Raw genomic sequence first — 24,895 nt, forward strand, 5'->3', positions numbered from 1 at the left:
ATGAGCACCTCCAGCGCCTTCCATTCGCTTCATCCCGGCGTCCAGCGCTACCTATGGGCGGAGCAATGGGAAGCATTGCGGGAGGTGCAGGAAATGGCCATTCCGGTCATCCTGCCGGCAGATCGCGATGTCGTCATCGCAGCCAGCACCGCATCAGGAAAGACCGAAGCAGCGTTCCTTCCGGCCCTAACCCACCTTCTGAACGGCGATACAGATGGACTGATCGTCTACATCAGCCCCCTCAAGGCACTGATCAATGACCAGTTCGGGCGGCTGGATCGCCTATGCGAAGATCTGGATATCCCCGTTTGGCCGTGGCACGGAGACATCGGCTCAACTACAAAGCAGCGCTTCTTCAGGAAGCCAACGGGCGTCTTGTTGATCACCCCCGAATCCCTGGAGGCGATGCTGTGCAATCGCGGCACGTCTGTGGCGGGCATCTTCAAGGAAACAGCCTTCGTCATTGTCGATGAGCTCCATGCGTTCATTGGAAGTGAGAGAGGAAAGCAACTCCAGTCGCTCATGCATCGTGTGGAGGTCGTCCTGGGACGGAGAGTCCCTCGGATTGGGCTGTCGGCAACTCTAGGAGACATGCAGGCTGCGGCGTCCTTCCTCCGCTCAGACGGCAGGGCCGCAATCGTCGATGCCCCGTCGGGCAACAACGAACTCCAGCTGATACTTAAGGGGTTTGAAGAGCCTCCTGCCCCCCAAGATGCCAAGCACGAAGAAGTGGCACCGCTAGCCGTTGCCAAGCATCTGCATGAGGTGCTTTGCGGCACGAACAATCTGATTTTTCCCAACAGCAGACGCGAGGTAGAGCGCTACACCCACCTCCTGAACGAGATCAGCGAGCAGGCCAATCGCCCGCGGGAGTTCTGGCCGCACCACGGCAATCTTTCCAAGGAGATTCGCTCAGACACGGAAGCTGCGCTCAAGCAGAAGGAGCGCCCAGCAACCGCAATCTGCACGAATACGCTAGAACTGGGGATCGACATAGGCGCCGTGAAGAGCGTGGCTCAGATCGGGACGCCGCCTTCCGTCGCCAGCCTGCGGCAGCGCATGGGTCGATCAGGTCGCCGCAAAGGCGAGCCGGCTATCCTCCGCGGATACGTCATCGAGGATGCGATCGACTCCAACTCCGATCTGAAGACCCGCCTGAGGCTGGACACCGTTCAGTCCATCGCTTCTGCATTGCTCCTCATCGACAAGTGGTTCGAACCACCCGTCGCCGGCGGCGCTCATCTGTCGACACTGGTGCAGCAGCTTTTGTCTGCAATCGCCCAGTATGGCGGGCTGCGCGCCCCTCAAGCGTATCAGCTGCTGTGCGCGTCCGGCGCGCCGTTCCAAGGGCTCTCAAGCGAATCGTTCGTAGAACTCCTGCGCCATCTTGGGAAGCAGGACGTGCTCACCCAGGACAGCTCCGGGTTACTCCTCCACGGGCTGATCGGCGACAAGCTGGTCAATCACTACTCCTTCTACGCTGCTTTCGTGGCGGACGAGGAGTTCCGCATTGTCGCGGCGGGGAAAACCCTGGGAACCTTGCCAATCACGCAAATGCTCGCGGCCGGCCAGCGCATCCTCTTTGGTGGACGCACCTGGCTAGTGGAGCAGGTCGATGAGGCACAGAAGACGATTTACGTCTTGGCAGCCAAAGGTGGAAGCCCCCCGATCTTTAACGGAAGCGGAGGGCGTGTGCATACCCGTATACGTCAGACGATGCGTGCGCTCTATCGCGGTGAACTACGTCCAACATTTCTGGACGCTACGGCGAGCCGCTTCTTGGAGGAAGGCAAGAGCGCCTATGAGCACCTGGGGCTCGACGAGAACGTCCTACTGGACCAAGGAAGCCATTTCCTCCTCCTCACATGGGCTGGGGACGCTGCCAACGAAGCCATTGCGTGCCTCCTCGGCGCGAGAGACGTCAACGCACAGGCCGGCCGGCTCGGCGTTGAGGTCACCAAAGGCTCGCAGACCCGCAACCATCTGCTGGAAGAAATCGCAGCAATCGCGTCACAGCCTGCACCAATGAGCGAGGAGCTGCTGGTCAAAGCCAAGAACCTCGCCAGCCAAAAATGGGACGGCCTGCTGCCCCCGCGCCTTCTCAAGCACTCCTACGCTTCGCTGCGCTTGGATGTAGCTGAGGGCATGGACTGGCTGAGGGCATATCAGACTGTCAGTCAGACCGGACCTTGAGGCGCACCCTCAAAGGCCCGTCCAGCCACCTAAAGCGTGGAGGGCTCAGTAGAAGAATGCCCGAAACGGGATCTGCGGGTGGCGCTTTGGGCGCGTGAAAGACCTGCGGAGTTCGCTCCCAGCTCCTCCGCCCCATCGTGGGGCGGACGAGCTCGCCTGCTGAAACGTCGATACTTCTGACCCTTCAACTTGTCATATCACTGATCATCATCCGTTGCCCGACTCCCGGTAGGCGGATCTTTTGGCCTAAACCTGCCAGGCCTCTCAGTTCGCCTGACAGCCTTGAGGACCAGGTCCCTGAGGTCTTCAGACAGGTTCGGAACCTTCCTTAGGGCGTCGCGAAACATTGGCGACGCAAAGAATTCGGCATAAGGGCTCCCGTGGTCAGTCTCTGCCATGAAACGCAACGGCTCTTGATCAAGGTGGCGAAGCGCAGACCCAAATAGGTCTTTTTCAAAGTCCGGGTCGATACGTGAAGCCTCGCGCCGATAGCCCTCGTAGGCTGTCGCCAAGGATGCTTTAAATGAATAGTCCTCGGCTAGACGGAATCGCTGAGCTATCTGACGGGTCGCCAGCCACGCTACCCACAGCGGCGCAGCAAGGGAAAGCGTCCCAAGGGCGACTTGAACCCAAAGCAATGACATGAACTACTGGGCCGTCGGGTCCTTCGTCAGTTCGGAGATTGCTTGGACTCTCAGGTAGCCAAGATAGGCACCGGCGCCGAGCGCGCCGATCAAAAGCCCAACCCACCATCTGACCGATACCCGGAGGGCGTTTGCCCGACTATTGAAAGCCTCAGCGAGCGCATGGCTGGTCGTGGCGCGATACACGGCCTCGATCCCGTCCAGCACCTTTTTGGCCTCGACCTCCAATGCCTCCATCCGAGTGAACGACGACGCAGCATCATCTGCTGCAACCTTAGACTTCGACGCAGCTTCAACTGCAGACTGATGTGCTGCGGCAACGTCCTTGCGTGCATTTGCAATCATTTCAGCATCGACCGGAAGGTCGCCGATCAGCTGTGCGCCCTGCTTGATTTCGGCCAACTGGGCTTCGAGGGCCTCTCGATCCACAACAATGGCATCCAATGCCTTCCTGGTTAGCTTCAGTTGACGCCGCAACCTACCCGGCAGCGTCTCTGGGTCCGGCTCGGCCCAAGCCCCATTTGGGAACAGAGTGCGCTCCCACTGATTGAACGTCTCAAAATACGCCCAACCTCCCTGACCTATGTTACCGCTCGTTAGATTGCCCAAATTCCCAGTAAGCATGCTGAGCTGGGCCGGAAGGCTGGCGATCAAGACCGCTTGATCTTGCTCGTCACCATCACTGGAATCGAAGCTAAGATCGGCATCCCTAATCCGCTGGGCCAATCGTGCCGGAACAGCGGCAACTTCTTGGGGCGTCAGCGCAGGCGCCATCCAACCAATCTGCTGTTGAAGGGGGTTGGTCACCCCACTAAACGTCCGCTCCACCGCGGATGCAAAATCATCCAACGCACTGCACGCCGCTTCGACCTGCTCATCCATAGATAGCCCCCCCGTCGTCAGCGCATTGTAGGGGCAGATGCCGCCTCAGGCGCAACCCGGCGTCATGCCAACTCGAAAGGAGATACTGGCCCAAAGCCACTCGGCCAGGCGCCCGTCGCTTGGTTAGGCAGGCGCATTCAGCTTCTATCGTCATTACGATAGAACCTGGCTCGGGAAATCAATTGGCTTAAAGTGACCAACTTCTGCCCAGCACACGGTCCACCGAGGATCAGACTCCCTAGCCACCAAAAGGACGCCGGCAAACGGCTTGACATCCTTTGATATCGCCATATGGTCTGCCGGCCGGAGACCACTATGCGCGCCCCATCGATTCGATACACCGTCCGCTATTTCACCTCTTTGGGCTACACCATCGAGCAAACAGACCCCAAGTTTGGCCTAGGGGATTGGAAGATCAGCGGCGCCGGATTGCCCCTAGATGGCCGCACCTTCAGCACTAGGGTCTTGCTCTGGGTTGAGTGGATGGATTACGTCGCCGAACGGATCTATGAAGACTTCGTAATCAAAGAGATTCAGACCCATTGGATCAATGCCAATCACGCAGACAGGGTGGCGTTTTCCGCAGAACTCAGAGAATGGGGCCGTGGGGTACTTTCACCCAGATTGGAGCAAATTGTCAGTAGCGCACCAGGGTGGAACACCGACAAGCTGCCTCCCGACTGGAAGAAACGGATTAGAAAACTGCTTGGCAGCGACCAAACCTATCGACCCCTCTGGCTCGTGCTTTGGGAGCTAGACGGACAAGTTGTCGGCAGCAGTTTATCGGACGGATAATGGCGCCACTCTTCCTGGGAGACGGCTGTGCCAAATATTCTCCATGCTTCACTTGAGCTAGCCACAGCGCTCATTTCGGCAATGAGCAAGTCCCAGCGCGAGCATGAGGAAACGCTCACCGGCACGCTGCTTGGATCCCTGCTGAGCTCCAACACCCTGCTCAGCCTTGTCTCCGCTCATTTAGACATCATGCCCACGAAGTGCTGGTGGGGCTCTTACAGCAAGTACCAATCAAAGGAGCAGGATGAAACCGAAGCAGGCAGTGGCGCCGATTTCGCACTTCTGACGCTGCTCGAAAGCGGCGGAGCGCGCCTCGCGATATTTCAGGCTAAGCGTGGCGAACTCAAAGATGGAGGCTGGGTGTTCGACGCAAATCGAGTACCCCAGAAGCGAAAAAAGCCTGGCGCCAAGGACCGCCGGTCGCAGATGATCGTTCTGACTGAGACAGCAAAGCGTTTGGCGACTCTAGCCCCACTCACAATAGACGAGGCGTCTCAGCTTTTGCCAACGGCGCCGAGTGAGCCTACTCCGCAAGAACTGGCTCAGACAGATCTGAGCGAATTTGACTGGATCCATTACCTCATCTACACATCCGGCGGCACCGAGTCCATTGCGTTGCGTCACCTCAGCGAAGCCTACCTGAAGGAGGTTGGAGGCCAGAGGTCGCCAACCACCGTGCACTTAGATAGGCGAATCGTTCCGTTTGTGAAGGTTGTTAGTAATGGTTGCGGGATCGAGGGAACTCATTGGTTGAATTTCAAGGATGCTGGGACCGCAATCATGGCGCTGCCCGCCCTATTGCCACTCGTCCCTGTGGTGGTAGGAGATTCGACCGGTTCGCATGGTCCCATGCTAGAGGCGGCGCTTGGCCTAGCCCCGCTTTCCCTCGATCTCAGCGGCGGCGAAGTGGAAGCGCTGATCGCGGCACTGAACGCTGCGCCAGGGGAACCCGAGTGGATACCTCGAACGCCAAGCTGACCTGACCAGCAGACACCACCACGGCAGTCGAAGGGCCTCGGAATGCCGTCCGCAACCATTGGAGCCCATTTGCTGCGCTGGCAACGCTGACCCGAGTCTCAAACGGGGCAAAGCGCTTGCTGACTCTCTCCTCCTACGCCTGGACAGATAATTCGAGCAAGTGCCGCAAAGCGCCTGCTCGATCTTCCCAGTGGTCGACGTTCCAGGACGGGTGGTAAACCCAAGTCATCCACGCCGCCCCACCTTCGTACTTCAACCTCCATACTTCGCGTTCCTCCACGTAGCGGCGCTTGCGAGCGTCTTGATTGACACGCGCGGCACGAAAGAGAGGAATACGCTGTGCGACCTCACCATGGCGGAACTGGCGCCATGCAGTCCGACCGAGCACAAGAATGACGGTGGGACGCAAGACGGGAAGCACCGTCTTCACCAAGACGTCCCCACCTAGGCGCAACTGCTCGTTGCGAGGCCTGTGACCCGCGTGAGACCCGGCGAAGGCCTGCGAGAGATTTAAGAAGCTTACGTGTCTCCAGGCATCAGCCGCTATCTCAACAGGAGGCAACTCCTGGCAAGTGACGATGCGATCCAACTCATCGAAGAACTTTCCGCCGCCTTTCCGCTGACATGTTGCCATGTCATTAAAGGTGCCGCGGGTGAATCCACGAGTGACCGCAGGGTCATCAGTCGAGCCTTCGCAGCGGTAGTGCGACTCGCCCAAAAGAAGCACACGGTGTCCTCGAGGACCAGCCATGTAGTGCTTTCCGACGTACGGCAGAAAGGCGACAGACTCCGGCCAGGCCTCTTCTTGCAGCGCGAATGGATCGATCATTTAACTATCCCCAGCAGTGGCCATGACTCATGGAGGCGGTAGCTCGATCGCACGATCGTCGCCGAATCAGAAGGGGTTCTTACTGGCCTCCACAGTAAAGACGCTGATGCTCGCCAGCACCTTGCGGCGTTCGTTGTATCGACGCCCCAGACACCCGTCCAGCACATAAGTGCCGACGTTCGTGCGCACCACCTTATTGCCCTTGTCCTGATTCCAGATGTTGTAGAGCGAGCCGCTCCGGACTTCTTCCGTTCCGCCGGCGTAGCTGGGACATCTCTCCACGGTCCGACTGTCTGTGACCTGTGGCGCGCCAAACTTTTCCTCAATTTGTGCGGCCACCGTTTTGACCAGCGCCTCGCTGTCGTCCAGGTTTACATACATGCTAGTCAGCGTACCGCCATTGAACGTCAACGTTGCTTTTAGAGGGCCGTCGCTCCAAGGGGTCTGAATCTTCGTATCAAACCGCTCTTCCCCGGGCTTCAACTCCACCGGCCTGCCACCCGGGCTTTGGTATGGCCCAAGAGGAGCGGCCAAATGAACGCCACTTTCAGGAAGTGCCGTGACCTGCTCGGGCGTCAAGCCTAATTGGAGCGAACCGATGCCAGTCGGCCCCTGCGCCCAAGCGTCCATGCAAACGAATACTGCCAAACAAAGGAGCCAACGACCGATCTTCATTCCATCCCCCTAAAACGTGATTAGTCCGAGCTTAGAAAGCTCAAAAACGTAGTCTTGACTATCCAGAACCATCTGTCATTTGACAAAGAGTACTGAGGCCACTGCCCGAGACCCTTGCAGAAAAAGAGACTAAGAGCCCAACTGCGCGAGCTCGTCGCGCATCACTTCACCTCCCCCAGCGGCAGAAGCCGCTCGACCTCCTCCCGATTCCTTAGAACGATCTGCTGCCTGGTCGCTGGACGAGCACACTCCTCTTCTGCCAGTCCCAACTGCTGCAGAACATAGAAGAGCAGCGATTGCCGACACGTTAGTACGCACTCTCCGTCCGTCATCCCATAGTCGAGCTCGATCACTGCGCGGTGGGCCGCTTCCAGACCAGGGTGAGGGGCCAGAACCAACTGAACCATGGTCGACCACGCTAGGTCCTCCCCTCCCCTGCTGCGATCTACCTCTCTTCCCGATACTTCTAGAATTCGAGACAGCAAGAAGTCCCGAAACTCGCCTTTCTGGTGGCAGTAAGCCCGCATGTGCCACCGATACCCATCACTGGCGAGCGCGTGAGGCGTCAATAGACGCTCGGATGGGACAGGGTTCGAAAGAGACTGGTAGCGCACGTTGAGCGCCCGATTCTGCCTAATTGCCTCAACGACACAGATGACAACAGACGCATCCAGTCGCCGCCAAGGCCTCGGCACGACTGCGACTGGCGGATGACCACCAAGAAAACTGCCGTAAGGAAGGTCTGGGCTCACAGCCACCCTGAGCAGATCCTCGAGGTAGCGGACGTGGGAGCTAGAAGGAAAAACCGCGTCAAACGCCGCCGACGTCCGGTAGACCCTGTCGCTGGAGTCGTACTCTAGGTTACCTGGGGCACGGCGCTGATACTCGGCCAGGTCGAGCGATGCTTGGGGCGTAGAAATCCCGAAGAACCCCGTGAGGTCGCTCCTATTCAGCTGCCCACCCCACCTAAGTCTGTAGTCGATGAACTCCAACCGACGCTCCTGGCCCCAGCGAGACCCGGACCTAGCGCCGAGCGCGGGAAGCTTAGGATGCGTTTCTTGGACGTTGCTCATGTGGATCACCCGGACCGGATAAATACTAGACGCGCATAGTATCTATGCGTATAGTTATGCTACGTGAAGAGACCGTGACGTGCAATCCGGCCTCCGATTCGTCTACGCCGTGCCCGAAATGCAAACAACAGAAAAACCTTTGTGAACCATGGATCTGGTGGACGAAGTCGCTCTTTTTTGCGCTGACCGAGATGCCGGACTTCATATAACTATGGAGTAGTAGCCGCATGCCGCTTACCAACACCCAGCTTCTCTACTATGACAGCAACGTGCTGCGCCTTCCCGCGGACAAGCGCACGGAGTACCACCAGCAGGTTGATCGTCTGATCGGCGCCTTGAGCAAGCGGGTGCACGACCAGACGGAGATCAAGATCACGAAAGTCGTGAAGGCTGGCTCCTTCGCCAAGTACACCATCCTACGTAAGACGTCAGAAGATCCGGTGGACGTAGACGTGGTGTTCTACATCTCCGGCCGTTCAGTGGACCAAGAAACCCTGAGCAGCCTGAGCGAGCTGATCTACAAAGCACTTATAGAGCTCTATCCAAACAAGTCGGTCGAAGACTTTGAGATCCAGCGCAAGGCCGCCACCGTAACGTTCATTGGCTCGGGCCTGAGCGTCGACATTGTTCCAGTCATCGAGGACTCGTCGAAACCCGGCTTTGGGTGGCAGTTCGACATCCATGACGGGACAAAGATTCAAACCTGCGCTCCCTGCCAAATAAAATTTGTCAGGGACCGGAAGGATGTCGACAAAGACTTCCGAACCTTGGTGCGACTGGCGAAGAAGTGGCGCAACCATGCTTACATCAAACCGCTCAAATCGTTTGCCATCGAACTGATCATGGCTCACGTCCTGGCGAAGTATGGCAAGGATGGAACGATTGAGAAGCGATTTAGGGACTTCCTGCTCTACATTGCACAGTCAGGGCTTAAGGAGAAGATCTCCTTTCCCGAGAACGGCTCCGTTGTTCCCACCTTCGAACATCCCGTAGTCATCCTTGATCCGGTGTGCAGCAGCAACAACGTCGCGAGCAGGATTTCCGAGGCCGAACGCCAAGCAATTGTCGACGCGGCAAGCGAAGCCTGGGAAACCGCAAACTTCGCCTCCGCAGAGAACGACACTGAGATTTGGAAGGAGATTTTTGGACCTCGATTCAAGGTGGAGGACGACGCGTGAGTCAGACCAGCACTTCTACTAATACCTACTCTGTCGCCGACATCGAAGCAGTGATGCGTCGAGTCACAGCAGACTTGGTCATGATCGCCTCGAGCACGGGTGCCATTACGGAAGCGAAGGCTCGCAACTGGGCGCACGACATGGAGCTCTTGGCTAGCAAGGGCTACTTGCGCATGGCTGACCTGACCCTGCTAAGCGGCGGTATTGAGCAAATGGCGACTCGCTTCACTGTCGAAGCAGAGTCTGGAAGCCTCAAAATGAATCGCCCCGGTGGGCTCATGTGGCCGAAGGTGGCCAACCCCGACCTGCGTATCGTGCTTTTCTACAATGACTCTTATGACCAGGCGGCCAGAGAGAAGATGCGAGACAAGCTGAAGGTCGGTTGGGTTACCTCAACCGCAGACACCAGCCATTCGTCCCTCAGCTTGAGTTCGAATCGCAGCTACTCAAGCAACTCATATGGAATGCAGCGCGAGGACTATAGCCGATGAGCCAGGAAAGTGTATTCGATGCAAAGATCGTCCTCCCGGACCCGAAGCTCGCCCTGCGCGAGAAGACGCTGCTGGGATTCAATGATCGATACGACAGGATCCATGATCAGCTTCGGCTGCTTCTCAGCCTGAGCGAGCTCGATGCGTGGAGCAAGAAGCACCACAAGAGCAAGATTGCCCTGTGCGGCCTCGTATCCGAGCAGTACCCCCTGGTCATCTTCCATGGTGACGTAGGGACTGGCAAAACGGCGACCGCCGAGTGTGTCGTTAATCGCTTGGCGAAAGAATCGCGGACCGAGGACTCGCTTCTCTTCAGACTCAGTAATCGAGTTCGCGGCGGCGGCAAGGTCGGTGAAATGGGCACTCTCCTCAATCAAGCGTTTCAAGAGGTATGTCAGTCGGCGGGCAAGGCGCGCCGAGCCTTCCTGATCATTGACGAAGGTGACTCAATCGCAGCATCGCGCTCCCAAGAGAACAGCCACCATGAAGACAAGGTGGCAGTCAACACTCTGATTCAGGGCGTCGATGATCTCCGTCGTTACGGCGGACGGGTCGTTGTGATTCTTTGCACGAACCGACTCTCTGTACTCGATGCGGCCCTGCGCCGTCGGGCCGCAGTGGTTGAAGAGTTTTCCCGTCCCACCGACAGCGAGCGCCGCCAACTTTTGACGATGGATCTGGAAGGGCTCTCACTCACGACGAAGCACATCGAGCAGCTTGTAGCCGCCACTGGGGCGCAAGGTGAACAGCCTGGCTGGACGTACTCGGATATCCGAACGCGCCTTTACCCGACGGCCATGGCTCGCGCCTTTCCTGATCGCCCACTGTCCTTCGAAGACATCCATAGCGCCGCAACATCACTTCGGCCGTCTCCAGTCATGGAGGACCGGTAATGGCGCCCCCCTCCCTGCTTGGCCGGCGAATCCACATTGCCGGGAGCATCTCCAAAGATTCCTGCACGGCCGCCCCCCAGGAAGTGGAGCGCGCGAGACAGAGCGTCGAGCTCTTGGTCAAGGAGCTGGTGGCCCGCGGTGCAGCATTCGTGGTGCCGATCGACGCCGAGAAGCCCCGTGAAGATGGGTTGCCCATTTGCTTTGACTGGCTAGTCCTAAAGACGATCTTTAACAACTTGGCGTCGCGGCCTGCGAGTGCCACCGGCCCTCTCGTCTTTGCCGTAAAGCACCATAAGAACGAGGATCAAATCCCGGAACAGTACGAAGATCTATGGGCTACGATGCGCTCGTCGGACTTGGTGCAGATTGAGTCTGCTGCGCATTGGAACATGAATGCCAAGCGAATGGAGGCGCAGGCTCGCCATGGCGACATCCTGATTACGTTGGGTGGCGGTGAAGGCGTTCTCTTCTTGGCCAATCTTTACCATGACGCAGGAAAGCCAGTTGTTCCCCTGACGTTCAAGCTGGAATCTGCAACAACGGGCTCGCAGAAGATCTTCGATTTTGCGTCCACCAGCAATAACGCCAAGCGCCTTTTCCTAGTCGAGGGAGCCCCCAATGAGCACGGCTGGCTGAACCGAATCGAGGTCACGTCGCGCAAGGCAGTCGCCGATTGCGTCAAGGATGTGATCGGACTGGTCGAGTCGCTGGTACCTCCACGGGCTTTTGTCGTGCGGCTCCTTAACCCGAGTCACCCGGACTTCGAGAGCGTCGAGAGCTTCTTCGACAACGTCGTCCAGCCTGTGATGGAGAACGAGCTGGGCTACAGACTGACGGTGGTCGATGGCCGCCAGTCATACGACCACGCCCGCATCGACGAGGAGATTTTTGCAAAACTGCATCGCAGTAGGGTCGTTCTGGCCGACATCACAGGTGGACGTCCCAACTGCTTTATCGAACTCGGCTATGCGCTCGGCCGAGGGCTGCCCACGATGTTGATGGCAAAAGAGGGGTCGGATCATCCCTTTGATATCACCACCCTGTCCGGCCATCACTGGAAGCCCACGGGAAGCACGGTAGAACGTCGGAAGGCATTTCTTGAACACTGGAACGCCATCAGGAATCGCCCCTCCCTTGTCCCTACCGAGCCGCTGATTCCATGACAAAGAACCTGGAAGTTTTCATTTCCGTTGACGTCGAAACGGCCGGCCCCATTCCGGGAGAATATGCACTGCTCTCCATTGGCGCTTGCGATGCATATCAGCCAGGACGCACCTTTTCGTGCCAACTCAAGCCCACTACTCGCAAGGCTGATCCTAAGGCGTTGGAAGTGGCCGGGCTTTCATTGGATGAGCTGGATCGGACAGGCCTTGAGCCTGAAGCTGCAATGGGGAAGTTCCGTGACTGGGTACTGGAAGTGGCTGGCGCGGAAGCCGATCCAGTCTTTGTAGGCTTCAATGCCGCGTTTGACTGGTCCTTTGTCAACTACTATTTCCACCGATACCTGTCCACTAACCCGTTCGGATTTGCCGCGCTGGACATTAAATCGCTCTACATGGGGGCAACGAATTGCACGTGGGCAGGTACCAAGTCCAGCCACATAGCCAAGGCGCTTCACCCTAAGCTCGAAGGGACACACGATGCCCTTGAAGATGCGCTTTACCAGGCCGAACTCTTCCGTCGAATCCGATCTGTAGAACGGTAGCGACAAGCCACGAGGCGGAGGGGCCCTCCGCCCCGCTTGAGCAATCATCGGCTCCGCCTCTCCTAGACCTCCCCAAGTCTAATGAAGAGATTCAGTTGAGCTCAGCTAGGCGAGCACGGTAGGCGTCACTAACGCACGAACTGTCCCCGCACGCGTCGCGCACCTCCCTTCTCCAGCGTCCTTGGTCCGTGCTTATAGAGCTAGGATCGGCGGAATGGGAACGTGCCACCTTGAAGGCCTCGGCCGTTTCGCTATCTAGCCGGGCCAGCTCACCATCGGCACATATCATTTGCTCCACTGACGATGATGCCCTGGAGCAGTCAAAGCTAGGGCTGGGGGCGCCCAACGACGGCTCGACCTCCTCGACGTCCGTGTAATCATCTGACTTTACCGATGCCAGGTCGTCAAAGTCCTCCTGCGCCGCGGGTGCGGGCTCACTTGCAAGCGGAGCCGCGGCGGGCTCAGGCGCTTTCTGCTTGCTTTGAAGGTTGGAGCGGATCGCAGCTCCGATGCCGATGAGATCACCAGGAAGCACGCGCACCTCCGCCAAGTGGTCCCCGTCGACGACTTGAGAGGTGTACTCGAGCCGAAGTTTGTAGACGTCCTGGCCGGGGTTGTTGAACGGAGCGGTGAGGTCCGCCTCGCAGCTGTAGCGGCTGATTGCCTCGTCAAAGCTGGTGGGGTGCGCCAAGGAAATGGCCAGAACCTCTCGCAGCGCCTTTGCGTCCAGGGAGGCTGCGGAACTGCCCGCGCCCAGCTCCCGCTGGATGATGCTTCTGATCAAATCCAGCGTGCTTTCATCACCGCAAGCCGGAGGCTTGCTCGCGCCGCAACCGGCCAGCAACAGTGGTATCAACGCCACACTAAAACCAACGATCTTTCTCGACATCCTGTCCTCGCGCATTCTGGCTGGAATAACTTGATGCTCTATCGGCTAAATGCGTCGTTTCTTTAGCTTTCAGAGCCTACAAGCCCCCAGGGGACCCATCCGGGCACTATGCGCCGCCAGTTAAGCCTTAGGAGCTGGGCCACAAATACAGGGCAGCGCGCTCGTCGTCTAAAGCTACACAAGCCCATCAGTCCGATAGGCTCCGAGTCGCCTTACAACCGCTTTGGAACCGGGAGCAACCCAAGAAGGAGCCGTTGCGACCGTTCCGCGACTGAAGCACCCCTTGCTTGCATACGGGGCATTGGGCACCTGCCCGTGTGCTCGCCGGCAGTCGCTGGGTTCGAGGTTTGACCTGGAATTTCAAAGGCGCGTCTTGGTCCGCCTTGAGCTTGAAGGTGCAAGCAGGGAAGCGACTGCATCCGTGAAAGTCGCCGTAAGGTCCCGACCGCAGCTGCAGGATCCCACGCCCACACTGTGGGCACGGCTCCAAGGCCTCACCATCGATGGGTTCGATCTTGAGGTGCCCTTGCTTCACCAACTCCACCAGAAAGCGCGAAGGCTGGCTGAGGGTCGTATACAGCCTAACCTGCTTACGGGCACGGGTCATGGCCACATAGAACAAGCGCCGCTCCTCCGCTACAGGGAAGGGGTCGGGTGCCGGCATGGCTAACTGCAGCGCAGGGTCGTCTTGGATCTGGCTCGGAAACCCTCGGTTGCCCTCCACCACGTTCAGGATGAAGACGTACTCTGACTCCAATCCCTTGGAACCGTGGGCAGTTCGATACTCGATGCTCAGCTTGTCGCCGAAGCGGCGTTGCCACACGTCCAACGCACCCGGCCTGTCATCCCGGTAGCGCCCCAGAAGCATGACGGTGATGTGACGCCCCTTGAGCGGCGTCAGCTTCCCGCTTACAGCCAGGTGGTGCATATGGGCCAATTGCTTCTCCACATGACCCACGATGCTCGCCTGCTCCGCGAACCCGTAGGCAAGGAGTGGGGTCTTGGTCAACGGATTGGTGGTCTTGACATTTTTCTTGATCTGCGCGGGATTGGCCTGGATGAACCGGCTGGAGATATCGCAAAGTTCCGGGGGGCACCGGAACGTGGTGCCCAGGGACAAGCGCGTGGCGTGGGCGAAAGTCTTCTCAAATTCGGTCATCACGGTAATGTCCGATCCAGCGAAGCGATTGATGCCCTGCCAGTCGTCGCCCACCACGCAGAGGTGCGCTGGCGGATCAGATTGGTTCGACAACGCCTTCAACAGCCGAATGCGGGCCCGTGAACTGTCTTGGAACTCATCGGCCAGAATAAGAACGAACGGGCTCTTGTAGGCACCAGACTCCACGTGCCCCGCGGCCAAGATCAGCATGTCCTCGAAGTCAATGAAGTTGCCGCGCTGGAGGCGCCGCTCCCATTCCTCGGCGATCCGCTCGTAGAGCGCCAAATACATGCGTAAGCGTGCACCAAACCCGTCCTGAGACTGGGCTATCAGTGCGGCTTGCAGATCTTGCCGGGTAAGACCGTTGTTCTTGACGTGCTGCTGGAACACCCGGAACGAGCGGGCCAAGTCCTGCGCCTGCACAGGCGACAGTCCTCCCCCCTCCCTGTCAGGCTCAAATACCAGGCGCACACCGCGCGCCAGCAGTGCCTTTGCCAAGGTAGGGATGGCCTCGCCGATCAGCAGGCCATGCGATGTGGTCTCAAACAGGGCCGTCCCGAACTTGGCGTGGAGCTCCCGTTTCCACTCGACCCCCGCCAGATAGTCCTTGAAATGCTTGGGCGCATGCCCTTTCCCGTTAAGGGCGAAATGCTCGTGGTACAGCTGAATTTCTGGGTAGTAGAAGTCTGGAAAATACTGCCGGAACTGGTGATCGGCCGTGTCGTGCTCGTAAGCACGCTCATACTCGTAGGTCACGCCGTTGTAGAACAACCAGTCGGCGATCGTACGCTCCTCTTTGCTTTTGACCACCTCACCACGGGCCGTACGGAAGCCACGCACGCCGTTGCCGTAGGCCTCGGGCTCGTCCGGTTGGCCCCATTTGCCAACATCCCGCGCGTATACGGTCCGGAACATGTCCCAGTCACGTTTGAATGCCTTGTCCTGTTCGCACAGCACTTGAATGATGTCGCCCACCTCCCTTACATCAGCGCCGGGGTTACCGGGATCGACCCAAGGGGCAAGGGACGGCTTCTTGCCCGTGGCCTTCGCGATAACGTCAATGCCAAAAGCGTGGAAGGTGCTGGACCGGACACTCTCCACCTGAGGCACCCCCCTCAACTGCTCTGCAATGCGAACGCCCACTTCCTCGGCGGTAGCCTTATTAAAAGCCAGCAGCAATATCTGCTCGGGCTTGGCCAAACCTTGGTGCAAGGCATAGCCAGTCTTGGCCACCATCGTGGAGGTCTTGCCCGACCCAGCCGCGGCGACGACCATCACCGCATCGTCCATGCAGATGCAAGCAAAGATCTGTTCTTCGGTGAGGGGGTTCTTTTCCACCGTCTTGAAGAAGCTATCGCACGCGACCCTCTGGATCTCCATGTGTTCGCTATTCGAATTCCCATAGCGCAGCCGCAGGGTTTCCTCCGGCGATGACTCCCCAACAGCCTGCTTCCAAGTCTTGGTTTGATGCTTGGGGGCTGGGTGGGATGCCAGAAACCGACTCGCCGTCCCCTTCGGGATCCAGCGCCCTTGACCGGCAAAGGCCAGAGCTTCTTCGATCCATCGCTTGAACTTCTCATCGAAGGCGGCCTGCGATTGGGCTGCGTTGACACGAGCTTCCTCCGCCACCTTTGGATCGACCGGGCGAGGCTTAGGCGGCTTCTTGCCGAAGATCGCGCCCAGAAGCCACAGCACCCCAATGAATATTAGAAACTCCACTGCCCCACCCTCGGTCTTTCTGCCCCGCGCCCTGGGGGACCAATGATGCCATGAGGACGCCAATCCACGGCGAATATCGCGCAATCTGACCAGTTATGTATCGAGGCCCACCCGTCCACAAGATTATTGAGGGTGTGCTGTTGTTGAACGAAATCCGGCCAACTGTGCGCCGACCGAGGAGGCTCGGGAGGCCGCGTTCGTCTGGCGAAGCAGCAGGTCATGATTGGCTGAGAGGCAGCGTAATCCGAGGCCAATGCCCCAGTTGACCACGGAATCGGCTCCAACGACAGGCTTGGAGTCCAGCCAACCAGACCCCTAGAATAGGCCCAGAGCCTGTAGGAGCCGCCCTTAGCTTTGCTGGGCTCAGCCTTCCAAGGCCACGACCACACATTCCATCGGAAGACGCGACCAACGCAAGGAAGAACATGCGCACCCCAACCGCACCCACCATCCTTGCACTACTCATGGCGTTGGTCTTGACGGCTTGCGACAGCAGCCGCGGCCTTCGCACAGAAGTGGAAAGGCTTGGCGAACAAGTTACCCGGAGTCGCGAGCAATGCGACCAAGCCCGCGAGCTGGAAACCCGAGACTCCAACGAGGTTCGACAGCGTCTGATACGCATTGGCGAGCTGAAGGCCGACGAGGAGTGGGACAAGTTGGTCAACACAGGAGAAGCCGGCACTACTGAGCTGCTCATCCAGGCAAAGAGGCGGATGTCGGACCCTGATTACCAAGCCAAGCGTGATCGAGAGTTGGCAGACCTCGATCGAGAGATAGCCCTATATAAAGAGGACCAGCCTCGCCGACGCGAAGATCGGCAGAACGCATGCGCGGCGTTGATCGCCAGCAATGAGGCTTATCGGACGGCGAAAGCAAGGCTCACCGATGCCACCGAGAGCTCCAAGTAGACCTGTGTATCGCTCCCTCTTGGACGAGCATTCTCACCGATCTTCCGTTGCGTCGCGCGACTCAATGCGGTCTTGAGCGGCATATGCCCCCTTTCAAAGGTCGGCGCAACCGGCTGAGCCGACATTAGTAGGCTTACCACACCCTGTCGGGGCCTACCAAGGAATGTCGTCGTCGAGTTCGGTGGCAGCTACCGCTCCAGTCTCTTGGCCCGCCGCGGGGGACATAACTTCCAACAACCGCTCACCTTGTGCCAGGAGGTGGTCGTAAGTCATAACGGTGATCCCATGCATACGCCGGTTGAGCCCATGGAGCGCTCGTTGCTGTTCATCGCTCCAATCATGAGAGCGCCCAATGACGATCGTCGCCCGCGGGTGATAGGCCACTACTTCCTTGTGGTCGAGAAGCCCTCTAGCAGCGAACTCGTGAAGCATGTCTAAGTATCGGTGGCATTGCCCCAATGCCTTGGACACATCGGCGGAGAAATAGAAGTTCTTGTGCGCTTTGTCGTAAAGCAGCACGTCCATGTCCGGCCGCTTCAGTTCTACGATGTCCCTGTAGCCTGCGATGACGTTAGGCAACATTAGGTCGATGTTGTCGCCCGTCGTAATCGACCGCACCTCATCCCGGACGACGTAAGCGTTCCCGAAAGCCCAACAATGCTTCTCACACCACGCCTGGTAGACCTGCTCAGCTGATTCTCTACGTCCCAGGCTGGAGCGCAGTTCAGCGACCGCGGATCGCATTTCATTGAGGCGAATGGACCCTCGCAGCGCCACTGTCAGCTCTTGGGTCAGCTCCGTGCTGGCGAGGTGCTCGACCAGCTCAGAGTGCGATAGGACTTTGGTCAGCGCACCAACCAGTGACTGCGGATCATGACCGGTAAGGTCGACTGCCCCGTTCGCCACCTTGATAAGAATGAACTCCCCAGCCTCAGACTGCTGGGCCAAAGGCAGATGGGTCTGAAGGTACTTAAAAAGCTGGAGAGTGGCTTCTTCGGTGAGAGTAAGCGATTTCAGCTTGTCCTCAACCAAGGGGCGTCCTTTCCCGCCCTTGAAGCCCTCCAACTTCACCGAGAACCCAGTGCGATCACTGTGCGGGATGAACCATCCGATTGCTTGAAGGAGGCTTTGACTGGTCTCGTTCAACACAACAGGCGGGACGAAGTCGACCTTACCGCTACTGGCCTGCTTCCTGACCACTTTTGATATCGAGGACGATTTGCTCATCTCGCCAGCTTTTTCCAGTGACAGAATGGCGTGTTGAAAGAAGCCGCAACTGAAGCGGCCAGCTTGAAGTCGAGGGTATCACCCCTACCAAAGAAGAACTCAAGCCTAGATAGACACTCCGGCCCAGACGGATAAGGCATGGGCGTGCGGACCGCAGATGTGGCCCCACCTTGACGAAGCAGCAGCCTGCGCTAACTTGACTAATCCCAGGAGGGCATCATGAACAGCAATGAGAAGCGACCCAAAAAACCAGAGAGACCAAACGCTGACGAGCTAAAGACAGAAACTCGAATCGTCATTGGGATTTTCGTGGTTGGCATAGCAGCGATTTATGCACGCTTCGCCGGGTGGATAAGCTGACGAAGCTAGGAAATTCTAACAAACTGCTCAGCGCAAAGGAGTAGCGTTCCGACGATGATGCCGGCAGAGCCAATGTAGGTGCGCTTAGAAGTGACCCGTCCTGCCATAGGTTGACACCTGTGGCGGATGATCTGGCCGCCGTCAGGCGGCCAGAGACGCCCGATGCACCGCATCGGGCGTTTGCATTTTAAGCGACAGGTGCGGCCGCTCGGCGTTATAGATCCCCACCGACTCGGCGACCATCTGGCGTGCCTGCAGCAGGTCCCGAGGCCGGTGCAGCAGGAACTCGCCCTTCAAAATTCCATTGACCCGTTCGGCCAGCGCATTCTGGTAGCAGTCGTAGCCATCGGTCATCGAGCAGGTCACCCCATGCCTGGCGTGGATCTTCTGGTAGTAGTCCGAGCAGTACTGGATACCCCGGTCGGAGTGATGGATCAGCTGCTGCCGCGTTTTTCGTTCCTTCAGCGCCATCTGCAGTGCTTGGGCGACCTGTTCGGTCTGCAGGGTGTCGTGCACGCTCCAGCCCACGATCCTGCGCGACCACACATCGGTAATCAGGCTCAGGTATACAAATTTCCCCTGCGTGGGCAGGTAGGTAATGTCGGCTACCCAGACCTGCTCACTGCCGGTCGGTACCACGCGCCCTTCGCCGGGCTTGAGAAGATTGGGGTGCCGCCGGAAGCGGTGATGGCTGTCGGTCGTCTTGTGGTACGCCCGCCGCATGGGGACCAGCAGCCGGGCATCACGAAGGACGCCAAACAGACGGTCGCGCCCCATTGCCACTCCCGATGCTTGAAGCGTCGGTCCAATCAGATGATGCAGCTTGCGCGTGCCGATGCGCGGCTGGCGCGCTCGATAGCCACCTACCAGCGCGAGCGCCCGAGCACCGTCGGCCAATTGCCGCTGCTGACGATGGCCTGCCTGATAGTACGCTTGGCGACTGATACCAAAATGCCGGCAAGCCCTTGCCACGCTTACGCCTTGGAGGCGCCTTTGCGTGAGGACTTGCCGGAAGGCTTTTTTACGATGCGCACCCCGTAGTCTTCCTTGAGCACATCCACGATGGCCTCGAAAAGCTGCGCCTTCTCGGTCGCCTCCCGCAGCTGAACCTGCAGGACTTTGATCTGTTGTTCCGGTGTCAGCGGCTTGGCCGTTCCGGACTTGGGAGCTGTGGTCATGGGGGCAGATGATGCCCCACCTGACCAGTCTTGCCGACCATGTCGCCGAAGCCACGACAGCACGGTGCTCCGTCCTTGGATTCCGTAGCGCTCCTGGGCCTGCTTGTAGGTCAGCTCCCCACGCTCGACCTGGTCCACCACCGACAACTTGAAGGCCAGCGAGTAATCCCGCTGGCTGCGCCTGATTGTTGAATTCATTGAACATTCCTCTTCCTGTGGGAAAAGGTGTCAACTCAATTCAGGACGGGTCAAAGATCTCAAAAAAGCCTGAGCAATATTCTTCGAACTGATCATCGCTCGGCCAGCGTCTTCAACCTCGGAAGTGCTCCAGCGCCGCTCGATTTCATCCTTCGCTTGGCTCAAGCTCCTCTTCACCTCAAGCTCCGAGATAACTTCTACGATAATGTCCACTACCTCTGATCTCGTTGTATAACGCGTCGGGCTTTGACTCTCATCTGAAATAACCCTTCTTGCATGCGAGATCAGCTGGCTAGGCAATATCACGCCGGATGCAATACAGGCTGTTCCGCCGATAACGCATAGATTCCCGAGCCTGACCAGCAGCCCATTTGTTGGCGGCCAAAATGTCAGGGCGATCAAAAGCATGAAAAGCGCAAGATACACATAGGGGAGGCTGTCATAAACGCACTCACGCCATCCTCTAGTCCCCGCATTTCCCACGCCCTCAGCACTGCTTGATTGGGTGTCCGGTTCCTTCCATGCCATAACTTTCCCTGCGGCTCCTTGAGGCTGGAGGAACTATATCCCATTGGCTGGTTGCAGTAGGCTGCGCCTTGCCTATTTCGAGGATTTCAGCCCCACGCAGCAGCGTAAGATCCGCGAAGCGATCGGACGGAACGTCAGTTCGAAGCCGCCTAAACGAGCCAAGGCCGCCAGGGCTCAAAAGATAGACCTGACGCTCCGGTTCTGGCTGCCCTTCAGCGGTGAGACGTGGTCTGGCCGAGGGCGCCCGCTAAAGGCATTCCTTGCCTGGGAGGGAACCGTCGCACATACCGAGTGGAAGAAGCGACACCCCGGCGAGTGATTTCCCCCTTGCCCGGGGTGAGCCAGGCCGTAGCTGAACTGCTTCGACCCCCCAGCTTATCGACAGCCCCGCTGTCGACACATCTTAGGCAGACCCGCGAGGCCCCGCCCCTCTTGTTATCAAGAGACTTCAGAGCCTTGGAGAGGTGATGAGTCTGGGCGTTGAGCCACGCTGGATCTGGTGGGCAGGGGCCTGAGCTCCGCCCAAACCACAACTCTCACTCCGAATCGCCATTACCACCCAACAAATACCCCACGAAATAACCAAACATTCATCCTAGGTACAGCTTAATTTACTAACTAAAATTGGCTGTTTTGTTAGGAAAGTCATTATTGAACAGTATAGTCGATCTCCGGAACATGGCTAGCACGCAACTGAAGAAGCCCTTTAAATATAGGCATGCTGGCGGCATTTGCGAACACAAGAATGCACGCTCCCTTGCCCATCGGAGCGTCCCCTACCCCAATCCTAAAGGTGTTATTCCGCCCATGCGACTCCAGGCGACCACGAATTGACTTGACAAATTGCTCCCGTATCAAGATTGCAGACACCAACGGAAGCAGCCAAAGTGGAAAGCGCAAAGACCACACCAAACCCATCTCAGCTCGACGCCACCGACAGCGTCATTAAGATTGACTTCGTGAAAGTCGGAAGAGTTAAGTTCTGCGGCGTCGAAATAAGCAATGCAAAGTCCAGAACAAATTTTGAAGAACTTCTTCGCTTCGCTCTAGACAAAACCGCGCGCCCCGGGGCACGCAGAAACGGCACGATCTACCCGCCCACACTGCCACTAGCAACGCCGGCCGGATTGTTGTCAGAAGAGATAGCGGACTATCTGCTGCATATGAAACGCAGGAGCATTCGGTCCGGCTCTATCGAGGCATCCGCTCGATCCCTCTCAAACCTTCAGAAGGTTTGTGGAGACATCCGTGTCACAAACATTGAAAGGCATCACATCTACATGCTCTGCGACCTCTTGAGGTGGCAGCCACGATCGCGCGCCCATTCGGATAGGGAACTGAAGCTTCTTCCCGCTAAAGAGCTGATAGAACTGGGCAAAAGCATGAACGTGCCTCCCCCTGCCGCTTCTAGCTTTGCGCTTCAGCGAGCACTCTTGAGCGCCTTCTTCAACGCGCTACTCAGTGCAAAAGCCATTGCTGCCTCACCGATGGATGCGTTCGTCAAGATCCGAAAGGATCTTGTCGGCGTGCAACCGAAGCGCAATCGCTCGCTTGGCAACGCGGAGCTACAGCGCATCTTCGAACAGTCCAACTTTGTACCCTGGGCAAGGAAATGGCCCCACCGATGGTGGGCGCCGATCCTCGGGCTCTACACCGGCGCTCGTATCGGCGAGATTGCTCAGCTCAAGGTCGCGGATATCGCCTTAGAGGAAGACACATGGTTTATCTACCTCCGCGTCACCGCTGACGATGACCTTGCGGGGGCGAAAGGCACGAAGAGCAGACAGAGCCTGAAGGGACCCTCTTCTGTACGAAGAGTTCCAATAGCACAGCCCGTGCTGGACGCTGGTCTCTTGGAGTTCCTGGAGGACATCAAGGAGTGCAGGCATCCGCGCCTCTTCCCGCATCTATCTGCGGGTATCAACCAAAAGACCGGTGAAACAAACGCGCGCTACAGCCAGGCATTGGTACACCAGTTCGGCGCTTACATGAAAACACTTGGCTTCTCGAAAGGCGTCAGCTTTCACTCATTCCGCCACACACTGATCAACTCCCTGATCAGCAAAGGATACACAACGTCGCAGATTGCGGTGATCACCGGCCACTCAACTACTGGACAAGTGAGGGAGGACCAAGCACCTGTTATCAGGGGAGCTTATGAGGGCATGCTGCCGGAACAAGCCCGCCCGTTATCGGTGAAGATGCTCGAGGACTTCACGCCCCCAGTCGTTCTGCCAAAGTATGTACGAGGACAGTTCAAGGAGCGACTGCGGGACAAGAAGAGCTTCTACCCGTAGGTGAGTCGGGAAGATGCGATTAGCGGGCCCTTTCTGCCCTAGGCGGCACCTGCAAATCGGTCTTGTTGACACCGATTGTCGCTCGGTCCATTATTGGTCCTGACAACACCACTTTTGGAGTCGAGATGGACACGACCGTCACCACTGCCCGCGCCGCGGAGATAGTAGGCATCGGCTACGAGGGCTTTCGTAGCTACCTGAAGCGCGGGCTCTTAGGCCGCAGTGGTGTCCTCATCCCGATGGTGGGCAAGGACGCTGCCGCCCCGGATCTCAGCACTGTCCGCGCATCTTGGAAGCGATTTGGCTTCACTGATCTCTGCCTGATGCGGCTGGCGAAGCAACTGATCGAAATGGGGCTGACCTACGACCAGGCCAACTCGGTAGTGTCCCAAGAGGGGCTGAGGCGGCTGTTCCGGACGGGGTCACCTTCCACCGATGCGGCTTTGGTCTGTTCCCCTCCCTACCACGACTACTGGGTGTTCAAAGGGGACGAACGGAGGCACCTCCTTGATCGGCTTTCCGAGATTGGAGACGCTGCGATTCTCATCAACCTTGGTGCCACGGCCACCCATGTTTGGCGGCAGCTCTCCGAAGATCTAGACCCCGCCCAATGAGAGGATGCGCGCCGCTAGCTCAACCGCCGAGTCGTACTCCCCTCGGTCCCGCGGCCCGCTCAATGCCGCACCCGTTTCGATCGAGCTGGCAAAGCCACTCGCCACGGCACCTCAGTGCGGGCTACAGGTTGAAGATCAGGCCCACAACGCCTCTTTGTTTAGGGCTTGCCGCGCCCCCTACTTACACCGTATAACCCGATTGCCAGTCGCAGAAGCGCAGGCGTTGTGCTCGGCCACCTTAGGGGCCGGGTGCCCGAGGTCCACCCAATGGGGGCGCGGGAATCCTTATCGATTCCGGAGTCCACCATGACCAGCAAGACCCTTAGAACTCTCCGCACCCTTGCCTTCCAGGCACAGTCTGGTCGTTGCTACTACTGCGGCTTTGAAATGTGGGAGGCCTCCCCGGATGAACTAGGCCTTCGCCCACGTTCGGCTGCTCCGTTCAGATGTACCGCTGAACACCTAGTGGCCAAACAGGACGGGGGCAAAGACTCCAAGCACAACGTGGTAGCTGCTCACGCCACCTGCAATCACCGCAGGCACAAACGGGCAGCGCCTGCCCCGTCTGCAGAAGAGTTCAAAGTACTGGTGCTCCGTAGGGTCGCGCAGGGAAAATGGTGGCCCTCTGCAAGGATGCCTTGGCATGACATTTGAACCCTCCTCACTAGATCAGATCCGATGGTCTGACCACAACGTCGTAGCGTTCGCTGGCTTAGACATGCATGCACTCACCATGTTCCGCGACGAAGTGGTGGCTCCTTCGCTGGATGCTTTGGAGCACAAGATCTCCGCCATGGAGCAAAGCGAGAACTCGGCCGAAAGAATCTTTGGAGCAGACTCATATGCAGCGCTTCATCACCGGACAGTTGAAGGCTTTCTGTTGACCACTCAATCCATGCATGAGAGAGGGATTCGGAGCCTTCTCCTTGCGATCGCTAAACACCGGGCGTGGGACGCTCCCGCTCAACGAGGAATCCAACGCAGCGACTGGTCTGAAGAAAAGGCCACCAGCGTTCCGGGACACTTCAAGAAGCTGCTAGACGCTCCGATTCAGCTCTTCGGAGACTATCAAGACCTCAAGGTGCTCAGAGTATTGGCTAACGCTCTACGCCATGGGGATGGATCTTCCGCCGAAGAACTCCATATGTTGTGCCCATCGCTCTGGTCCCATTGGCTGGCCCCCGGCACCGTGCTGAGTATCGCCGGCATCGAGATCAGCGTCCCGGCTGATGCGCCATCCCACCCCCTCTTCTCCGCTATTACGCTCCCTCGCAGTTTGTTGGATCAGATGCTTTTCTCTGTTGTCGCCTTCTGGGAGGACATAGAATTTGTTAGATGCAACTCCTTCTCCCAGAGGGATGCATCGACCGAGAACCACATTGAGGCACTCCGAAATAAGCGTACTCACCGGCACTCGGCTCGTGTGTGGAGTCCGGGATGATGTCCGGGCGACCTGATCCATGGACATGGCAAAGCGCCCCC

Annotated in this window: 22 protein-coding genes; 13 read left to right on the plus strand and 9 right to left on the minus strand. The window is 58.1% G+C overall.

Features of this window, described 5'->3' with window-relative positions:
• Positions 1 to 2,193: a DEAD/DEAH box helicase gene (locus AC3IR9_RS12295; RefSeq protein ID WP_152151170.1), complete on the plus strand. Its 2,193-nt coding sequence runs from the start codon at positions 1 to 3 to the stop codon at positions 2,191 to 2,193.
• 647 nt (positions 2,194 to 2,840) lie between these two features.
• Here AC3IR9_RS12295 and AC3IR9_RS12300 read toward each other — a convergent pair.
• Positions 2,841 to 3,719: a hypothetical protein gene (locus AC3IR9_RS12300; protein ID WP_489291027.1), complete on the minus strand. Its 879-nt coding sequence runs from the start codon at positions 3,717 to 3,719 to the stop codon at positions 2,841 to 2,843.
• A gap of 315 nt (positions 3,720 to 4,034) precedes the next feature.
• On the opposite strand from AC3IR9_RS12300, the gene AC3IR9_RS12305 reads away from it, so the two are divergent.
• Both AC3IR9_RS12305 and AC3IR9_RS12310 read left to right on the plus strand, forming a co-directional pair.
• Entirely contained in the window at positions 4,035 to 4,514 is a 480-nt protein-coding gene (locus AC3IR9_RS12305; RefSeq protein WP_152151166.1) for a hypothetical protein, read from the plus strand.
• An 81-nt stretch (positions 4,515 to 4,595) separates the two neighbouring features.
• Positions 4,596 to 5,492 (plus strand): hypothetical protein, encoded by an 897-nt coding sequence (locus AC3IR9_RS12310; RefSeq protein ID WP_152151164.1) that lies wholly within the window; start codon positions 4,596 to 4,598, stop codon positions 5,490 to 5,492.
• 133 nt (positions 5,493 to 5,625) lie between these two features.
• Here the strand turns inward: AC3IR9_RS12310 and AC3IR9_RS12315 are convergent, their stop codons facing one another.
• The 3 genes from AC3IR9_RS12315 to AC3IR9_RS12325 all read right to left on the minus strand — a co-directional run bounded on the left by AC3IR9_RS12315 (position 5,626) and on the right by AC3IR9_RS12325 (position 7,988).
• Entirely contained in the window at positions 5,626 to 6,321 is a 696-nt protein-coding gene (locus AC3IR9_RS12315) for a hypothetical protein (RefSeq protein ID WP_489291028.1), read from the minus strand.
• 66 nt (positions 6,322 to 6,387) lie between these two features.
• Positions 6,388 to 6,996, minus strand: coding sequence for a hypothetical protein (locus AC3IR9_RS12320; protein WP_152151159.1), 609 nt, complete (start codon positions 6,994 to 6,996; stop codon positions 6,388 to 6,390).
• Between the two features lie 161 nt (positions 6,997 to 7,157).
• Positions 7,158 to 7,988, minus strand: a complete 831-nt coding sequence (locus tag AC3IR9_RS12325) for a BrxR family transcriptional regulator (protein ID WP_489291029.1) — start codon at positions 7,986 to 7,988, stop codon at positions 7,158 to 7,160.
• Between the two features lie 308 nt (positions 7,989 to 8,296).
• On the opposite strand from AC3IR9_RS12325, the gene AC3IR9_RS12330 reads away from it, so the two are divergent.
• Genes AC3IR9_RS12330 through AC3IR9_RS12350 form a run of 5 tightly spaced genes read left to right on the plus strand, consistent with a single transcriptional unit; the run spans position 8,297 to position 12,336 of the window.
• Positions 8,297 to 9,247, plus strand: a complete 951-nt coding sequence (locus AC3IR9_RS12330; protein WP_152151155.1) for a CBASS oligonucleotide cyclase — start codon at positions 8,297 to 8,299, stop codon at positions 9,245 to 9,247.
• Entirely contained in the window at positions 9,244 to 9,738 is a 495-nt protein-coding gene (locus tag AC3IR9_RS12335) for an HORMA-1 domain-containing protein (protein WP_152151154.1), read from the plus strand. The genes AC3IR9_RS12330 and AC3IR9_RS12335 overlap by 4 nt, the downstream gene beginning before the upstream one ends.
• Positions 9,735 to 10,631, plus strand: coding sequence for an AAA family ATPase (locus tag AC3IR9_RS12340; RefSeq protein WP_152151152.1), 897 nt, complete (start codon positions 9,735 to 9,737; stop codon positions 10,629 to 10,631). Before AC3IR9_RS12335 ends, AC3IR9_RS12340 begins: the two co-directional genes overlap by 4 nt.
• Positions 10,631 to 11,794 carry a hypothetical protein gene (locus AC3IR9_RS12345; RefSeq protein ID WP_152151150.1) on the plus strand — a complete coding sequence of 388 codons (1,164 nt, stop codon included), beginning with the start codon at positions 10,631 to 10,633 and terminating at the stop codon, positions 11,792 to 11,794. The genes AC3IR9_RS12340 and AC3IR9_RS12345 overlap by 1 nt, the downstream gene beginning before the upstream one ends.
• A complete protein-coding gene (locus tag AC3IR9_RS12350; RefSeq protein ID WP_489291030.1) occupies positions 11,791 to 12,336 on the plus strand; it encodes a 3'-5' exonuclease in 546 nt (181 codons plus the stop codon). The genes AC3IR9_RS12345 and AC3IR9_RS12350 overlap by 4 nt, the downstream gene beginning before the upstream one ends.
• A 91-nt stretch (positions 12,337 to 12,427) precedes the next feature.
• On the opposite strand, the gene AC3IR9_RS12355 is transcribed toward AC3IR9_RS12350, so the two are convergent.
• Both AC3IR9_RS12355 and AC3IR9_RS12360 read right to left on the minus strand, forming a co-directional pair.
• Positions 12,428 to 13,225 carry a lysozyme inhibitor LprI family protein gene (locus AC3IR9_RS12355; protein WP_423715296.1) on the minus strand — a complete coding sequence of 266 codons (798 nt, stop codon included), beginning with the start codon at positions 13,223 to 13,225 and terminating at the stop codon, positions 12,428 to 12,430.
• A 187-nt stretch (positions 13,226 to 13,412) separates the two neighbouring features.
• Positions 13,413 to 16,079 (minus strand): UvrD-helicase domain-containing protein, encoded by a 2,667-nt coding sequence (locus AC3IR9_RS12360; protein WP_152151144.1) that lies wholly within the window; start codon positions 16,077 to 16,079, stop codon positions 13,413 to 13,415.
• A gap of 449 nt (positions 16,080 to 16,528) precedes the next feature.
• Between AC3IR9_RS12360 and AC3IR9_RS12365 the strand changes: the two genes are divergently transcribed.
• Complete coding sequence (locus AC3IR9_RS12365; protein ID WP_152151142.1) at positions 16,529 to 17,011, plus strand: hypothetical protein; 483 nt, start codon at positions 16,529 to 16,531, stop codon at positions 17,009 to 17,011.
• Between the two features lie 153 nt (positions 17,012 to 17,164).
• On the opposite strand, the gene AC3IR9_RS12370 is transcribed toward AC3IR9_RS12365, so the two are convergent.
• From AC3IR9_RS12370 to AC3IR9_RS12380, 3 genes are all read right to left on the minus strand, one after another.
• The gene (locus tag AC3IR9_RS12370; protein ID WP_152151140.1) at positions 17,165 to 18,238 is read right to left on the minus strand and encodes a Shedu anti-phage system protein SduA domain-containing protein; all 1,074 of its coding nucleotides are present in this window, start codon (positions 18,236 to 18,238) and stop codon (positions 17,165 to 17,167) included.
• Positions 18,239 to 18,739: 501 nt separating this feature from the next.
• Positions 18,740 to 19,974 (minus strand): IS3 family transposase gene (locus tag AC3IR9_RS12375; protein ID WP_489291031.1). Its coding sequence is split into 2 segments (ribosomal slippage): positions 18,740 to 19,623 and positions 19,623 to 19,974, totalling 1,236 coding nucleotides; the frame shifts between segments, so codons are not numbered across the junction.
• Between the two features lie 30 nt (positions 19,975 to 20,004).
• A complete protein-coding gene (locus AC3IR9_RS12380; RefSeq protein ID WP_489291032.1) occupies positions 20,005 to 20,382 on the minus strand; it encodes a hypothetical protein in 378 nt (125 codons plus the stop codon).
• Positions 20,383 to 21,389: 1,007 nt separating this feature from the next.
• On the opposite strand from AC3IR9_RS12380, the gene AC3IR9_RS12385 reads away from it, so the two are divergent.
• The 4 genes from AC3IR9_RS12385 to AC3IR9_RS12400 all read left to right on the plus strand — a co-directional run bounded on the left by AC3IR9_RS12385 (position 21,390) and on the right by AC3IR9_RS12400 (position 24,854).
• Positions 21,390 to 22,799 carry a site-specific integrase gene (locus AC3IR9_RS12385; protein ID WP_489291033.1) on the plus strand — a complete coding sequence of 470 codons (1,410 nt, stop codon included), beginning with the start codon at positions 21,390 to 21,392 and terminating at the stop codon, positions 22,797 to 22,799.
• Positions 22,800 to 22,924: 125 nt separating this feature from the next.
• Positions 22,925 to 23,413: a hypothetical protein gene (locus AC3IR9_RS12390; RefSeq protein WP_489291034.1), complete on the plus strand. Its 489-nt coding sequence runs from the start codon at positions 22,925 to 22,927 to the stop codon at positions 23,411 to 23,413.
• 387 nt (positions 23,414 to 23,800) lie between these two features.
• Entirely contained in the window at positions 23,801 to 24,067 is a 267-nt protein-coding gene (locus AC3IR9_RS12395; RefSeq protein WP_489295822.1) for an HNH endonuclease, read from the plus strand.
• Positions 24,057 to 24,854: a hypothetical protein gene (locus tag AC3IR9_RS12400; RefSeq protein WP_489291035.1), complete on the plus strand. Its 798-nt coding sequence runs from the start codon at positions 24,057 to 24,059 to the stop codon at positions 24,852 to 24,854. The genes AC3IR9_RS12395 and AC3IR9_RS12400 overlap by 11 nt, the downstream gene beginning before the upstream one ends.
• Positions 24,855 to 24,895 lie beyond the last annotated feature (41 nt).

Source organism: Stenotrophomonas sp. GL_101 (assembly GCF_057835675.1).

What these genes read in the sequence shown, in the direction of transcription:
- AC3IR9_RS12330 (WP_152151155.1), top strand. Translation starts at nt 8,297, where the DNA reads ATGCCGCTTACCAACACCCAGCTTCTCTACTATGACAGCAACGTGCTG.
- AC3IR9_RS12365 (WP_152151142.1), top strand. Translation starts at nt 16,529, where the DNA reads ATGCGCACCCCAACCGCACCCACCATCCTTGCACTACTCATGGCGTTG.
- AC3IR9_RS12380 (WP_489291032.1), bottom strand. Translation starts at nt 20,382, where the DNA reads ATGCTTTTGATCGCCCTGACATTTTGGCCGCCAACAAATGGGCTGCTG.
- AC3IR9_RS12295 (WP_152151170.1), top strand. Translation starts at nt 1, where the DNA reads ATGAGCACCTCCAGCGCCTTCCATTCGCTTCATCCCGGCGTCCAGCGC.
- AC3IR9_RS12390 (WP_489291034.1), top strand. Translation starts at nt 22,925, where the DNA reads ATGGACACGACCGTCACCACTGCCCGCGCCGCGGAGATAGTAGGCATC.
- AC3IR9_RS12300 (WP_489291027.1), bottom strand. Translation starts at nt 3,719, where the DNA reads ATGGATGAGCAGGTCGAAGCGGCGTGCAGTGCGTTGGATGATTTTGCA.
- AC3IR9_RS12305 (WP_152151166.1), top strand. Translation starts at nt 4,035, where the DNA reads ATGCGCGCCCCATCGATTCGATACACCGTCCGCTATTTCACCTCTTTG.
- AC3IR9_RS12350 (WP_489291030.1), top strand. Translation starts at nt 11,791, where the DNA reads ATGACAAAGAACCTGGAAGTTTTCATTTCCGTTGACGTCGAAACGGCC.
- AC3IR9_RS12315 (WP_489291028.1), bottom strand. Translation starts at nt 6,321, where the DNA reads ATGATCGATCCATTCGCGCTGCAAGAAGAGGCCTGGCCGGAGTCTGTC.
- AC3IR9_RS12355 (WP_423715296.1), bottom strand. Translation starts at nt 13,225, where the DNA reads ATGTCGAGAAAGATCGTTGGTTTTAGTGTGGCGTTGATACCACTGTTG.
- AC3IR9_RS12395 (WP_489295822.1), top strand. Translation starts at nt 23,801, where the DNA reads ATGTGGGAGGCCTCCCCGGATGAACTAGGCCTTCGCCCACGTTCGGCT.
- AC3IR9_RS12370 (WP_152151140.1), bottom strand. Translation starts at nt 18,238, where the DNA reads ATGAGCAAATCGTCCTCGATATCAAAAGTGGTCAGGAAGCAGGCCAGT.
- AC3IR9_RS12340 (WP_152151152.1), top strand. Translation starts at nt 9,735, where the DNA reads ATGAGCCAGGAAAGTGTATTCGATGCAAAGATCGTCCTCCCGGACCCG.
- AC3IR9_RS12345 (WP_152151150.1), top strand. Translation starts at nt 10,631, where the DNA reads ATGGCGCCCCCCTCCCTGCTTGGCCGGCGAATCCACATTGCCGGGAGC.
- AC3IR9_RS12400 (WP_489291035.1), top strand. Translation starts at nt 24,057, where the DNA reads ATGACATTTGAACCCTCCTCACTAGATCAGATCCGATGGTCTGACCAC.
- AC3IR9_RS12320 (WP_152151159.1), bottom strand. Translation starts at nt 6,996, where the DNA reads ATGAAGATCGGTCGTTGGCTCCTTTGTTTGGCAGTATTCGTTTGCATG.
- AC3IR9_RS12310 (WP_152151164.1), top strand. Translation starts at nt 4,596, where the DNA reads ATGAGCAAGTCCCAGCGCGAGCATGAGGAAACGCTCACCGGCACGCTG.